The sequence below is a fragment of the Streptomyces sp. O3 genome (genome assembly GCF_054788135.1).
Genome location: NZ_JBTVYK010000006.1, coordinates 67,912 through 80,852, shown reverse-complemented (window position 1 = coordinate 80,852; position 12,941 = coordinate 67,912). Strand labels below are relative to the sequence as shown.

The following is a 12,941-nucleotide window of genomic DNA, read 5'->3' as shown; positions in this document are numbered from 1 at the left end:
ATCTGTCCGGGCCGCGTCAAGGCCACCCGCCCGTACGGGCGACAACCCAGGAGCCACAAGGGCTAAGCCCCAGTGGACCTAACGGCGCTGCCGAGCCGCCTCGTACAGCACGACCCCCGCCGCCACACCGGCGTTCAGCGACTCGGTGCCGCCCGGCATCGGGATCCGCACCCGGTAGTCGCAGGTCTCGCCGACGAGCCGGGACAGCCCCTTGCCCTCGCTGCCGACCACGATCACGACGGGACCGCGCAGCGCGTCGAGCTCGCCGACCTCGTGCTCGCCGTCGGCGGCGAGACCGACCACGGCGACACCGGCCTTCTTGTACGCCTCCAGGGCGCGGGTCAGGTTGGTCGCGCGGGCCACCGGCGTACGCGCGGCGGCACCGGCCGAGGTCTTCCAGGCGCCCGCGGTCATCCCGGCGGCGCGCCGCTCCGGCACCACCACGCCATGACCCCCGAACGCGGACACGGACCGCACCACGGCGCCCAGGTTCCGCGGGTCGGTCACCCCGTCGAGCGCGACGATCAGCGGGTCCTCGCCCTCGTCGTAGGCGGCGGCCGCGAGGTCCTCGGGAAAGGCGTACTCGTACGGCGGCACCTGCATGACCAGGCCCTGGTGGTTGAGTCCGCCCGTCATCCGGTCGAGCTCGGGGCGCGGCGCCTCCATGAGGTTGATGCCGCCGCGCTCAGCCGCGAGCTGGAGCGCCTCACGCACCCGCTCGTCGTTGTCGATGAACTGCTGCACGTACAGCGTGTTCGCCGGGACGCCCTCGCGCAGCGCCTCGACGACCGAGTTACGCCCGACGACCAGCTCGGACGAGCCCTTGCCGCCGCGCCGTGCGGCCGGGCGGCGGGCCGCGGTCTTCTTCGCCTGGGCGGCCGCCAGGCGGTTCTTCTTGTGCCCCTTGCGCATCTCGGCCGGCGGGGTCGGGCCCTTGCCCTCAAGGCCGCGGCGGCGCTTTCCACCACTGCCGACCTGCGCGCCCTTCTTGCTGGACGTACGGCGGCTGCTGCTGCTCCCGGCCATGACCTACCTATTTCTGCAAATGCTGCGAATGTGTATGACGTATCTAAGGAAAGTGTGCCGCCCGACGGGCCGGGCGGCACACGGAACCGGTAGCGACTCAGCGCGGAACCGGTAACGACTCAGCGCGGGAACCGGCAGCGACTCAGCGCGGCCCGAGACTCCAGCGGGGGCCGTCCGGGCTGTCCTCGATGACCAGCCCGGACTGGTTCAGCTGGTCGCGGATGGCGTCGGCGGTGGCCCAGTCCTTGCGCTCCCTGGCCGCCTCGCGCTGCTTCAGCACCAGCTGGACGAGGGTGTCCATGGCGCTGTGCATGGCCTTGGCCGACCCGGTCGGGCCGCTCTCGGCCTCGTCCGCCCAGTGCGGGTCCAGCGGGTCGAGGCCCAGGACGCCCAGCATGGCCCGTACTTCGGCGAGGTGCTGGACGGCGGCGTCCTTGTCGTCGGCGGCGAGCGCGGAGTTCCCCTGGCGCACGGTGGTGTGCACCACGGCCAGCGCCTGCGGAACCCCGAGGTCGTCGTCCATGGCCTCGGCGAAGGCGGTCGGCACCTCGGCCGCGGGCTCGACGGCCCCGGCCTTCTCGACGACCCGCTGCACGAACCCCTCGATGCGCGCGAACGCGGCGTCGGCCTCGTGCAGCGCCTCCTCGCTGTACTCGATCATCGAGCGGTAGTGCGGCGTGCCGAGGTAGTACCGGAGCACGATCGGCCGCCAGCGCTGGACCATCTCGGAGACCAGCACGGAGTTGCCCAGCGACTTGGACATCTTGTCGCCCGCCATGGTCACCCAGGCGTTGTGCACCCAGAAGTTGGCGAAGTCGTCGCCGTAGGCCTTGGCCTGCGCGATCTCGTTCTCGTGGTGGGGGAAGACCAGGTCGAGGCCGCCGCCGTGGATGTCGAAGGCGCTGCCCAGGTACTTGTGGGCCATCGCCGAGCACTCCAGGTGCCAGCCGGGGCGGCCGCGGCCCCACGGGGTCTCCCAGCTGGGCTCGCCCGGCTTGGCCGCCTTCCACATGGCGAAGTCGCGCGGGTCGCGCTTGCCGGTCTCGCCCTCGCCCGAGGGCTGCAGCAGGTTGTCCAGCTCCTGGTTGGACAGCTGGAGATAGCCCTCGAAGGAGCGCACGTCGAAGTAGACGTTCCCGTCGGCGGCGTAGGCGTGGCCGCGCTCGATCAGGCCGCGCATCATCTCGACCATCTCGGTGATGTGGCCCGTCGCGCGCGGCTCGTAGCTGGGCGGCAGGCAGCCGAGCGCGGCGTAACCCTCGTTGAAGGCGCGCTCGTTCTCGTACCCGATCGACCACCAGGGGCGGCCCTGCTCGGCCGACTTCGCGATGATCTTGTCGTCGATGTCGGTGACGTTCCGCACGAAGGTCACGTCGTAGCCGCGGTAGGCGAACCAGCGGCGGAGGATGTCGAAGTTCAGCCCCGACCTGATGTGCCCGATGTGCGGGGCCGCCTGCACCGTCGCACCGCACAGGTAGATCGAGACGCAGCCCGAGACGAGCGGGGAGAAGTCACGGATCTGCCGGGCGCCGGTGTCATACAGCCGAATAGTCACGCGACAAGGGTAGTGCGCTCACGGCAGTGCCCCGCGCCGCCTGTGGAAAACCCACAGCGCGCGCCCCGCGACAAGCGGACCCCGCGTGCACGTACGCCCAGGGCCCGCACGCCCGAGCGCTACGCGCCCCGCATCACCAGCGCCGTGGCGATCGCCGCCAGGCCCTCCGCGCGGCCGGTGAGCCCCAGCCCGTCCGTGGTGGTCCCGGAGACCGAGACCGGCGCGCCGACGGCGGCGGAGAGCACCTTCTGCGCCTCGTCCCGCCGCTTGCCGACCTTGGGGCGTACGCCGACGACCTGGATGGCGACGTTGCCGATCCCGAACCCTTCGGCCCGGACGATCCGCGCCGCCTCGGTGAGCAGGGCGACCCCGGACGCTCCGGCCCACTCGGGCCTGCCGGTGCCGAAGTGCGCCCCCAGGTCGCCGATCCCGGCCGCCGAGAACAGCGCGTCGCAGGCGGCGTGTGCGGCGACGTCACCGTCGGAGTGCCCGGCGAGCCCGTACCGCTCGCCCTCCCAGAGGAGTCCGGCGCACCACAGTTCACGTCCTTCCTCGAAGGCGTGCACATCGGTGCCGATCCCGACCTGTGGAAGCCGCGGAAGCCGCGAGGCCTCCGGAAGCTGTGCCTCAGAAGCCATCGTTGGCCCTCCTGCGTGCGAGTACGGCCTCGGCGAGTACCAGGTCAAGCGGCCGGGTGACCTTGAAGGCCTCCTCGTGTCCCGGCACGACCACGACCTGGCCCCCGAGCTGCTCGACCATGCCCGCGTCGTCGGTGGCGCCCTCGCCGTTCAGGGCGACCTGTTCATGGGCGCGGACCAGGGTGGCGCGGTCGAAGCCCTGCGGGGTCTGCACGGCGCGCAGCAGGGCCCGCTCGGGCGTCGCCACGACCGGTTCGGGCGCGCCGGGCTCCGCCGCGGGTTCGACCTGCTTGACGGTGTCCGCGACGGGCAGCGCGGGGACCACGGCGGGGGCTCCGCCGCGTACCGCCTCGATCACCGCGTCGACCGTGTCGACGGGCACCAGCGGCCGGGCCGCGTCGTGCACCAGGACCTCGGTGACGCCGGGCGGCAGGGCGTCGAGACCGGCCCGCACCGACTCCTGGCGGGTGTCCCCGCCGGGCACGACCAGGTAGTCGGTGGTCTCGGGCAGCGCGTGTTCGTCCAGGAGGTTCTTGACCTCGACGGCGCCGTCGCGCGGGGCCACCACGACCACCAGCGAGACGCGGCGCGAGTTGGCCATCGCCCGTACGGCGTGGATCAGCATGGGCAGCCCGCCCAGCGCGCGCAGCGCCTTGGGGGCGCCGGGGCCGAGCCGTACCCCGCGGCCCGCCGCGGGGATGACGGCCGCGGCGGGGCGCGGGGCGACGGGCTCCGGGGCGGCGGACTGCGAGGCGGTGGCGGACTGCGGGGCGGTGGGCCGCGGGGCAGCCTGCGATTCGTCTGACATCAGGTGCGCGTTCAGGTTTGTGTCCTCAGCCGACGTGGGTATGGCCTGGAGGTACCCCCACTCAAGCGAACTCGAGGGCGACTCGCTCAAGGATGAGGCGACTCACTCGAAGGCGACTCGAGGGAGCGGGGGCGCACCGGGCGCGAGCCTCGACCGGACCCTTCCGTGACAGCCGGTCGAGCGTCAGACGCCCGGACCGGGCAGGGGGCGGGACGCAGACGTGCCGCAGTGCCCGGCAACACAGCTTCTTCGACGTCTCTTCGACAGAGCTGGCCAGCGGGCACCGCGGCATGTCTTTCATACGACCCGGTCGCTACCCGGTAGCGAGCGCTAGGACGCGAGGACCTCGTCGAGCAGGGCCTCGGCCTTGTCTTCGTTGGTGCTCTCCGCGAGGGCCAGCTCGCTCACCAGAATCTGGCGCGCCTTGGCGAGCATGCGCTTCTCACCCGCGGACAGTCCGCGCTCCCGCTCACGACGCCACAGGTCACGCACCACTTCGGCGACCTTGATGACATCGCCGGAGGCGAGCTTTTCGAGATTTGCCTTGTAACGACGGGACCAGTTGGTCGGCTCTTCGGCATACGGTGCACGCAGCACCTCGAAGACCCGGTCCAGCCCGTCCTGACCGACAACATCGCGCACGCCGACGAACTCCGCATTGTCCGCTGGCACACGAACAGTCAAGTCGCCCTGGGCGACCTTGAGCACCAAGTAGGTCTTGTCCACGCCTTTGATCTGACGAGTTTCGATGGCCTCGATCAGCGCGGCCCCGTGATGGGGATAGACCACGGTGTCGCCAACCTTGAACGTCATGTGACAGGTACCCCTTCCGTGGCTATCTAGGGTAACACGAGAACGGCGTCTTCTGAATGGCGTTTTCGCAGGTCAGGGCATATCTCGGGGCTTGACAACAGCAACCGGAACGTGCTGCGGAGGCTTTGCGGGGGCAGGTATTCGCAGGTCGGAGCCACTGTGCGGGGAACCTGAAACGCGCGCGTTACGCGGTGCCGACGAGCCCTCCAGGCGACCGAACGTCCTGGTTTGCACACCTCGACGCCGACGTCTCCGGCTACCCCGTAGCTACTCCGTTCGAGTGCAACAGAGGTGTACGAGAGTGATCCGCAATGCGCCCCCGCGATCACCGCGATGATCAATTCCCGTGGACGCATCAAGATCGACGCGCATTCCCCGCCAGAAACCGAAAGCCTCGCGCCACTCATCCGATCACTCGTCCGATCACTCGTCCGGCCCACACGGATATCCGAGACCCGTGCGAGCCGCCGTCGACCACCGGCGTGCGAGGGGCTCCTGGCCGTTGGGGGCGGGTCGGGTGCGGCGGCGCGGAGACGGCTCGGTAACCTGACCCCGCCGAATGACCTTGCGGGCGGCCTTACGGGCGGCCCTACCGTCCACGCTTAGGAGTTGCCGCCGCCGTGAGCCGCAGCCTTCGACGCGGCGCCATCGCCGCCACCGCCCTCGCGTTCTCGCTCGCCGCTCTCACCGCGTGCGGTGCCGGAAACGACGCTCAGACACTGGGCGTCCGCCCGGACAACGCCGCGACCTCGGTCGGCGACATCAAGATCCAGAACTCGGTTCTGATCACCCAGCCCGAGCCCGGCGGCAAGGGCCCGGCCGCCGTCAGCGCCACCCTCTTCAACGAGGGCGACAAGGACCAGACCCTCGACGCGGTCAAGGTCGAGGGCATCGACGGAGACGCCGAACTCAAGCCCGCCGAGGGCTCCGGCTCGATCATCGTGCCCGCACACGGCTCCGTCGTGGTCGGCGGCGAGGGCAACGCGTCCGCCGTGCTGGCCGACGGCAACGGCACGGCCGCCGAGGGCAACGCCCAGCCGATCACCTTCAGCTTCAGCGAGACCGGCGACATCACGCTGAGGTCCGCCGTCGTCCCGGCCACCGGCTACTACGCCGAATGGGGCCCCGAGATCGTGTCGCCGAAGAGCCCCGAGCCGGACGCGTCCGCCACCGCCGAGCCCGCGGACGGGGACGAGGCCGCGCACGGAGCCGAGGCCGGGGACGACGCCCACGGCGAGGGCGACGCCCACGGCGCGGACACCGAGGGCGCCGACAGCGAGACCACGCACTGACCCGCACACCCCGCTGGCACAGCTCACGCTGACACAGCCCGCGACACACCGAGGGCCCCACCGCGACAAGCGGCGGGGCCCTCGGACCTACGCCCTACGCCCTACGCCCTACATTCCACACATTCCGCGTCCGGCCTACGGCTCGAACTTGTACCCGAGCCCGCGCACCGTCACCAGATAGCGCGGCGCCCCCGGATCCGGCTCGATCTTGGCCCGCAGCCGCTTCACATGGACGTCCAGGGTCTTGGTGTCGCCCACGTAGTCGGCGCCCCACACCCGGTCGATCAGCTGCATCCGGGTGAGCACCCGGCCCGCGTTGCGCAGCAGCATCTCCAGCAGGTCGAACTCCTTGAGCGGCAGGTCGACCTTGCCGCCGGAGACGGTGACCACGTGCCGGTCGACGTCCATCCGCACCGGCCCCGCCTCCAGGGCCGCCGGGGTGACCTCCTCCGGCTCCCCGCGGCGCCGCAGCACCGCGCGGATGCGGGCGACCAGCTCACGCGAGGAGAAGGGCTTGGTGACGTAGTCATCGGCTCCTATCTCCAGGCCGACGACCTTGTCGATCTCGCTGTCCTTGGCGGTCACCATGATGACCGGCACATTGGAGACGCCGCGCAGCTGGCGGCAGACCTCCGTGCCGGGCAGCCCCGGCAGCATCAGGTCGAGCAGCACGAGGTCGGCGCCGTTGCGCTCGAACTCGTCGAGTCCGTCGGGGCCGGTGGCCGCGACGGCTACCTCGAAGCCCTCCTTGCGGAGCATGTACGACAGGGCGTCACTGAAGGATTCCTCGTCCTCGACGACGAGCACACGGGTCACGGAAGGACCTCCGGGGCAGGTATGGGCTCGCGGGTCCCGCGAGCTTGTTCGTTCGTGAAGTCGTTGGTGGAATCGCTGGCCGAGTGGCCAGCGGAGTCGTCGGCGGCGCCGTCACCGGAGTCGGTCTCGTCGTCGAGGCCCCCGGCTATGAGCGGTTTCCCGCGGTCGCGTACGGAGCCTGCTTCCGGCAGCCGCAGCGTGAACGTGGAGCCCTGTCCCTCGGAGCTCCACACGGTGACCTCCCCGCCGTGCGAGGCGGCCACGTGTTTGACGATCGCCAGGCCGAGCCCGGTGCCTCCGGTGGCGCGGGAGCGCGCCGGGTCGACGCGGTAGAAGCGCTCGAAGATGCGTTCCCTGTCCTTCTCCGAGATGCCGATGCCCTGGTCGGTGACCGCGATCTCGATCAGATCGCCGCCGGGTGCGCTGATCCGGCGCGCGGCTATGCCCACGCGGGTACGGGCCGGGCTGTAGTTCACGGCGTTCTCGACGAGGTTGCCGAGCGCGGCGGCGAGCTGCCCCCGGTTGCCCCAGATCCGCAGGTCGCCGGTGCCTCCGGCGGCCATGGTGATCTCCTTCGTACCGGCCTGGTGGCGGCAGCGGTCGATCGCCTCGGCGACGAGCTCGTCGGTGCGTACGGCCTCGGCGTCCTCCAGGGGGTCGTCGTTCTGCACGCGCGAGAGGTCGATCAGCTCCTGGACCAGGTTGGTCAGGCGGGTGGCCTCGACCTGCATACGGCCCGCGAAGCGCTCCACGGCCTCGGGGTCGTCCGAGGCGTCCATGACGGCCTCGGAGAGCAGCGAGAGCGCGCCCACGGGCGTCTTCAGTTCGTGGCTGACGTTGGCGACGAAGTCGCGGCGTACGGCCTCGATCCGGCGGGCCTCGGTGAGGTCCTCGACCAGCAGGAGGATCAGCCGCGAGCCCAGGGGTGCCACGCGCGCGGAGACGGCGAGCGCCTCGCCGCGGCCGGTGCCGCGGCGCGGCAGGTCCAGCTCGACCTGGCGTATCTCGCCGTCCCTGCGGGTGTCACGGGCCATCTGGAGCATCGGTTCGACGGCGAGCTTGCCGCCGCGCACGAGCCCCAGGGCGTACGCCGCCGAGCTCGCCTTGACCACCGCGTCGCCCTCGTCGAGTACGACCGCGGACGACCTGAGCACCGAGAGCACGGTGTCGACGCCCGGCGGCAGCACCGCGTCGGTGTGCAGGGAGGTGCGCGTGTGGCGTCTCTGGTCGCGTTCGCTCCAGCGAAACGCCAGCATGGCGATGGCGCCGGTACACGCTCCGGCGATCGCTGCCGCTGCGGCGACCGCCGCGTTCACGTCCATGTCTCCAGGTTAGGCACGGGATAAGCCCCGGCCACAGCGATGGCTGTGTCATCTCGGACACTCGTCGCCGAGAGTTCACCATGGATACGCGATTGGTTCATTTGGGTGGGGAGATCCGCCCGGCGGGCCGCTCGGGAGGGGAATCCCGCGGCGGGCGAGGGCCGTGGCCCGTCGCCCAGAGTTCACCTTTGCGACAGTGGTGATTCACATGGGGGGCCGTTATCGGTCGCGTTCCGGCTCAACCATGGGAGCGTGGGGGGCACAACCCCGGCACGTAGCACCTGGCACGTATCAGGAAAGGGACCTTCCATGCGGGACGCGTACCACGAGGAACTGGATTCGATCGGCGAAGGGCTGGTCGAGATGGCCCGGCTGGTCGGGTCGGCCATCGGGCGCGCTACGACGGCCATGCTCGACGCGGATCTGAAGCTCGCCGAGAGCGTGATCGCGGGCGATCAGAAGGTCGACGACCTCCAGCACGACCTGGAGGCCAGGGCCATAGCCCTGCTGGCCCGCCAGCAGCCCGTGGCGACGGACCTGCGCATCGTGGTGACCTCGCTGCGGATGAGCGCCGACCTGGAGCGCTCCGGCGACCTGGCCCAGCACGTCGCCAAGCTGGCCCGGCTGCGCTTCCCCGAGTCGGCGGTGCCGAACGACCTGCACGCCACGATCCTGGAGATGGGCCAGCTGGCGCAGCGCCTGATGGCGAAGTCGGCCGAGGTCATCATCACCAAGGACATCGACCTGGCGCTCCAGCTGGAGCAGGACGACGACGAGATGGACCTGCTGCACCGCACGCTGTTCCAGCACCTGATGGACGACCGCTGGAAGCACGGCATCGAGACGGCCGTCGACGTGACCCTGCTCGGCCGCTACTACGAGCGGTTCGCGGACCACGCGGTCTCGGTCGCCAAGCGCGTGGTGTACCTGGTGACGGGCGAGCACGCGGACGAGTTGCAGAACGCGACCACGCCGCCCGAGGGCGCGTAACCGGGTCCGCGCGCTGGGCCATGCCTCCGCGAGCCTCCGTGCGCCGTTGATGCGCCCAGCCGGGCGGGCATGCAATGGGGGCAAGGCACCAGCGCCTTCGAGGAGGGTTCCGTATGGCCGACACTCCCACCCCCGACGCCCATCAGGACGACCACTCGGTCGAAGTGCTCCACCCGCCCCTGCTCGGCGCCTGCGGCTGTGGCCCGAGCTGCGGCTGCGGCTGCCAGCAGGGGGCCCCTTGCCAGTGCGGGGGCGGTGGCTGCGGCTGAGCCGCGTTCCGGCTGCTCATGGTGTGGGGCCCGGCGCCGGTCGGGCCCCACGCCGCGCGGCGGCCGGGTCACGCATTCCCGCTAGGATGCCTGCAGGTTGACGGCGGGAGGGGGGCTCATGCAAGAGCCACTGACGATTGAAGCGCTCAAAGATGCCGCGAAGTCATTCGCCGATGAGCATAACTACCTCGATGTGCCGCAACTTTACGGCGTGAACGACGGAAAGACTGTCGGGACTTACGCAGAATCGGCCTTCAATGAGTTCATCTCTCTCCGCTACCGGTACAAGCCGGGGAACGCCGCCAAGGGCATCGATTTCCCCGGCCTCAATGTGGATCTGAAGTTCACGTCGATAAGGCAGCCTCAGTCGAGTTGCCCGTTCAGGAGCGCTCAGCAGAAGGTCTACGGCCTGGGCTATCACGTACTCCTCATGGTGTACGAGAAGATTGACGATCACGAGCGGAAAGCCGCTCGCCTTGATTTCAGGCATGTAATCTTTATTGACTCCCAGAGGACCTCCGACTTCCAGTTGACGAGAGAGATCCGCCGCCTGGCGAAAGAAGGGGCGAATGCGGATGACGTCGATGCGTACTTGGAGGATCGGAACCTTCCGTTGGATCCAGAAAGTCGCCGGGAGCTCGCCACCGAACTCCTCCGCGAGCCGCCCGAGCAAGGGGTTCTGACTATCTCCAACGCCCTGCAATGGCGACTTCAGTACGGGCGGGCAATCAAGCTGGCCGATCCGCTGGAAGAAACCCCAGGGCTGGAGGACCTCCTTGCCTAACAACGAGTTTGGCGACTTTCAGACCCCTGTTCCACTGGCACGCCAAGTGATGGGCACCCTGGGGCGTGACCGCGAGTGGCAACGCGTTCTTGAACCGACGTGCGGTCTCGGTAACTTCCTCCTCGCCGCCAAGGAGTCGTTTCCCGAGGCCGAGACCATCGGAATTGAAGTTCAGCCGGACTACGTCCTGCAGTCCAAGTCCGTCAGCGAGGTTCTCGAGTGCAACATTTTTGACCTCAATCTCGCCCGTGACGTCGACTGGAAACAAGGCGACTCGCCACTTCTCGTGGTCGGCAATCCGCCTTGGGTGACAAATTCCCAACTGACTGTGCTTGATTCAGAAAACAAGCCGATCAAGGAGAACATTCGCCATCTTCGCGGCATCGACGCGATGACTGGCGCATCAAATTTCGACATCGCCGAGTATATTTGGCTCAAGCTTATCGCCGAGCTGATGAGTCAGAATCCGACGATCTCCATGCTCTGCAAGACGCAGGTCGCCAGGAACGTTCTGAGCTTCTGCGCGGACAACGGATGGCCCATCAAGGGCTCTGCTATCCATCATATCGACGCCAAACAATGGTTCGGTGCGGCGGTGGATGCGTGCCTGTTTACCGTTGACGTCGCCGAGGGGGAAAAGAACTACGCGTGTGACATTTATGAATCCCTCGACGAGACATCCCCGATCCGCCGTATGGGCGTGGTTGAAGGGCGTCTCGTAGCGGACGTCGACGCCTACGAACGGAGTCGCCACGCTGACGGAGTATGCCCTATGGAGTGGCGTCAGGGCGTTAAGCATGACGCGGCCCGCGTCATGGAGCTCCGCGCGGACAACGGGCCCGCAACGAAAACGGGTGAGAAGGTTCGCGTGGAGGAGGACTACCTCTTTCCCCTCCTGAAGAGCACCGATGTGTTCCGGGGTCGCGTTACGTCCCTGTCCAAGTGGATGGTGGTTCCGCAGCGGCGCCTTTCGGATGACACCGCGCTCCTCGAAGCCAAGGCGCCACAACTCTGGGCATATCTCAACAAGAACGGCGAAGTGCTCGACAGGCGTAAGTCATCGATTTATCGAGCGCGCCCCAGATTCTGCGTCTTCGGTTTGGGGGATTACACGTTTTCCCCTTACAAGGTTGCGATCTCAGGTTTGCACAAGAGTCTTGAGTTCCGGGCGGTCGGGCCAATCAACGGGAAGCCCGTCGTGTTCGACGATACGTGCTACTTCCTGTCTTTCACCGATGGGATCGAGTGCGCTGTGGTAGCTACGCTGCTTTCCTCCGATGCCGCTACGCAGCTCCTGGCTTCTATGGTTTTCACGGACGCCAAACGGCCAGTGACCAAGAAGCTCTTGCAGCGGGTCGACTTGAACGCTCTCATCCGGGAGATTCCTCAACCGGACCTGGTCGACTCTTCCCTGAAGATGTGCCAGGAGCTACAGCTGGAATGCTCTCGCGAGACCGTGCTCGCGGGAATTCTGAAGCTCCAGACCTCATGGAGCGGTTCCGCCAACCCGTAAACGCCGAAGGGCCCCTTCCCGAGGAAGGGGCCCTTCGATGCGTACCCCCGACCGGATTCGAACCGGCGCTACCGCCTTGAGAGGGCGGCGTGCTAGGCCGCTACACAACGGGGGCGTGAGCACTGCTTTCCGTAGGTCCGAGTCGATGCACCTGGCCTCGGCAAAGCACTGCCTATTAAACCATAGGCCAATGGTGGCTCAGACCAGTCGTACCTCGCGTCTCGCGCGGTACGCGCCCCTGACCTGCATCGAACATGCAGGTCAGGGGCGCGATCAGCAAGCTGTTACTTCTTGCCCTGGTTCTTGACGGCCTCGATCGCGGCCTTCGCGGCCTCCGGGTCGAGGTAGGTGCCGCCCGCCGTGACGGGCTTGAAGTCGGCGTCGAGCTCGTAGGCGAGCGGGATGCCGGTGGGGATGTTCAGACCCGCGATGTCGGCGTCGGAGACGCCGTCGAGGTGCTTGACCAGGGCGCGCAGCGAGTTGCCGTGCGCGGCGACCAGGACGGTGCGGCCGGTGAGCAGGTCCGGGACGATGCCGTCGTACCAGTACGGCAGCATCCGCGTGACGACGTCCTTGAGGCACTCCGTCCGCGGGCGCATCTCCGGCGGGATCGTCGCGTAGCGCGGGTCGGCGCTCTGCGAGAACTCCGTGCCGTCCTCGAGCGCGGGCGGCGGGGTGTCGTACGAGCGGCGCCAGAGCATGAACTGTTCCTCGCCGAACTCCGCGAGGGTCTGCGCCTTGTCCTTGCCCTGGAGCGCGCCGTAGTGCCGCTCGTTCAGGCGCCAGGAGCGGTGGACCGGGATCCAGTGGCGGTCGGCTGCCTCAAGCGCCAGGTTCGCGGTGCGGATCGCGCGCTTCTGGAGCGAGGTGTGCACGACGTCGGGCAGCAGGCCGGCGTCCTTGAGCAGCTCACCGCCGCGGACCGCCTCCTTCTCGCCCTTCTCGGTGAGATTGACGTCCACCCAGCCGGTGAACAGGTTCTTCGCGTTCCACTCGCTCTCGCCGTGGCGGAGCAGGATCAGCTTGTACGGTGCGTCGGCCATGCCCTTGAGCGTAATCGTCGTTTGACGGCTGCCGCTAATTGGGTGGTGGCCCGGACCCGCGCCCCCGTAAGT

12 protein-coding genes and 1 tRNA gene are annotated in these 12,941 nt (G+C 68.5%); 4 read left to right on the top strand and 9 right to left on the bottom strand.

Features of this window, described 5'->3' with window-relative positions; genetic code table 11:
- Positions 1-78: 78 nt before the first annotated feature.
- The 5 genes from rlmB to ACX6XY_RS05380 all read right to left on the bottom strand — a co-directional run bounded on the left by rlmB (position 79) and on the right by ACX6XY_RS05380 (position 4,840).
- On the bottom strand, positions 79-1,026 hold the full coding sequence (gene rlmB, locus ACX6XY_RS05400; RefSeq protein ID WP_460326949.1) for a 23S rRNA (guanosine(2251)-2'-O)-methyltransferase RlmB: 948 nt from the start codon (positions 1,024-1,026) through the stop codon (positions 79-81).
- Positions 1,027-1,168: 142 nt separating this feature from the next.
- The gene (gene cysS, locus ACX6XY_RS05395; protein ID WP_460326947.1) at positions 1,169-2,581 is read right to left on the bottom strand and encodes a cysteine--tRNA ligase; all 1,413 of its coding nucleotides are present in this window, start codon (positions 2,579-2,581) and stop codon (positions 1,169-1,171) included.
- 119 nt (positions 2,582-2,700) lie between these two features.
- Positions 2,701-3,219, bottom strand: a complete 519-nt coding sequence (gene ispF, locus ACX6XY_RS05390; protein ID WP_460326945.1) for a 2-C-methyl-D-erythritol 2,4-cyclodiphosphate synthase — start codon at positions 3,217-3,219, stop codon at positions 2,701-2,703.
- A complete protein-coding gene (gene ispD / locus ACX6XY_RS05385; RefSeq protein WP_460326943.1) occupies positions 3,209-4,027 on the bottom strand; it encodes a 2-C-methyl-D-erythritol 4-phosphate cytidylyltransferase in 819 nt (272 codons plus the stop codon). Before ispD ends, ispF begins: the two co-directional genes overlap by 11 nt.
- Before the next feature lie 330 nt (positions 4,028-4,357).
- Positions 4,358-4,840, bottom strand: coding sequence for a CarD family transcriptional regulator (locus tag ACX6XY_RS05380; RefSeq protein WP_009716930.1), 483 nt, complete (start codon positions 4,838-4,840; stop codon positions 4,358-4,360).
- A 620-nt stretch (positions 4,841-5,460) separates the two neighbouring features.
- Between ACX6XY_RS05380 and ACX6XY_RS05375 the strand changes: the two genes are divergently transcribed.
- The gene (locus ACX6XY_RS05375) at positions 5,461-6,132 is read left to right on the top strand and encodes a copper chaperone PCu(A)C (protein WP_460326938.1); all 672 of its coding nucleotides are present in this window, start codon (positions 5,461-5,463) and stop codon (positions 6,130-6,132) included.
- Positions 6,133-6,267: 135 nt separating this feature from the next.
- Here the strand turns inward: ACX6XY_RS05375 and ACX6XY_RS05370 are convergent, their stop codons facing one another.
- Complete coding sequence (locus ACX6XY_RS05370) at positions 6,268-6,948, bottom strand: response regulator (RefSeq protein ID WP_460326936.1); 681 nt, start codon at positions 6,946-6,948, stop codon at positions 6,268-6,270.
- Entirely contained in the window at positions 6,945-8,270 is a 1,326-nt protein-coding gene (locus tag ACX6XY_RS05365) for a sensor histidine kinase (protein ID WP_460326934.1), read from the bottom strand. The genes ACX6XY_RS05370 and ACX6XY_RS05365 overlap by 4 nt, the downstream gene beginning before the upstream one ends.
- A 309-nt stretch (positions 8,271-8,579) precedes the next feature.
- Here ACX6XY_RS05365 and phoU point away from each other — a divergent pair, with 309 nt between their 5' ends.
- The 3 genes from phoU to ACX6XY_RS05350 all read left to right on the top strand — a co-directional run bounded on the left by phoU (position 8,580) and on the right by ACX6XY_RS05350 (position 11,826).
- Positions 8,580-9,260, top strand: coding sequence for a phosphate signaling complex protein PhoU (gene phoU / locus ACX6XY_RS05360; RefSeq protein WP_460326931.1), 681 nt, complete (start codon positions 8,580-8,582; stop codon positions 9,258-9,260).
- Positions 9,261-9,647: 387 nt separating this feature from the next.
- A complete protein-coding gene (locus ACX6XY_RS05355; protein WP_460326929.1) occupies positions 9,648-10,313 on the top strand; it encodes a type II restriction-modification system restriction endonuclease in 666 nt (221 codons plus the stop codon).
- On the top strand, positions 10,306-11,826 hold the full coding sequence (locus ACX6XY_RS05350; RefSeq protein ID WP_460326927.1) for an SAM-dependent methyltransferase: 1,521 nt from the start codon (positions 10,306-10,308) through the stop codon (positions 11,824-11,826). Before ACX6XY_RS05355 ends, ACX6XY_RS05350 begins: the two co-directional genes overlap by 8 nt.
- Before the next feature lie 42 nt (positions 11,827-11,868).
- On the opposite strand, the gene ACX6XY_RS05345 is transcribed toward ACX6XY_RS05350, so the two are convergent.
- Together ACX6XY_RS05345 and ACX6XY_RS05340 are read right to left on the bottom strand one after the other, a co-directional pair.
- A tRNA-Glu gene (locus tag ACX6XY_RS05345) sits at positions 11,869-11,941 on the bottom strand.
- 169 nt (positions 11,942-12,110) lie between these two features.
- Positions 12,111-12,869: a phosphoglyceromutase gene (locus tag ACX6XY_RS05340; protein ID WP_460326925.1), complete on the bottom strand. Its 759-nt coding sequence runs from the start codon at positions 12,867-12,869 to the stop codon at positions 12,111-12,113.
- Between the last annotated feature and the right edge of the window lie 72 nt (positions 12,870-12,941).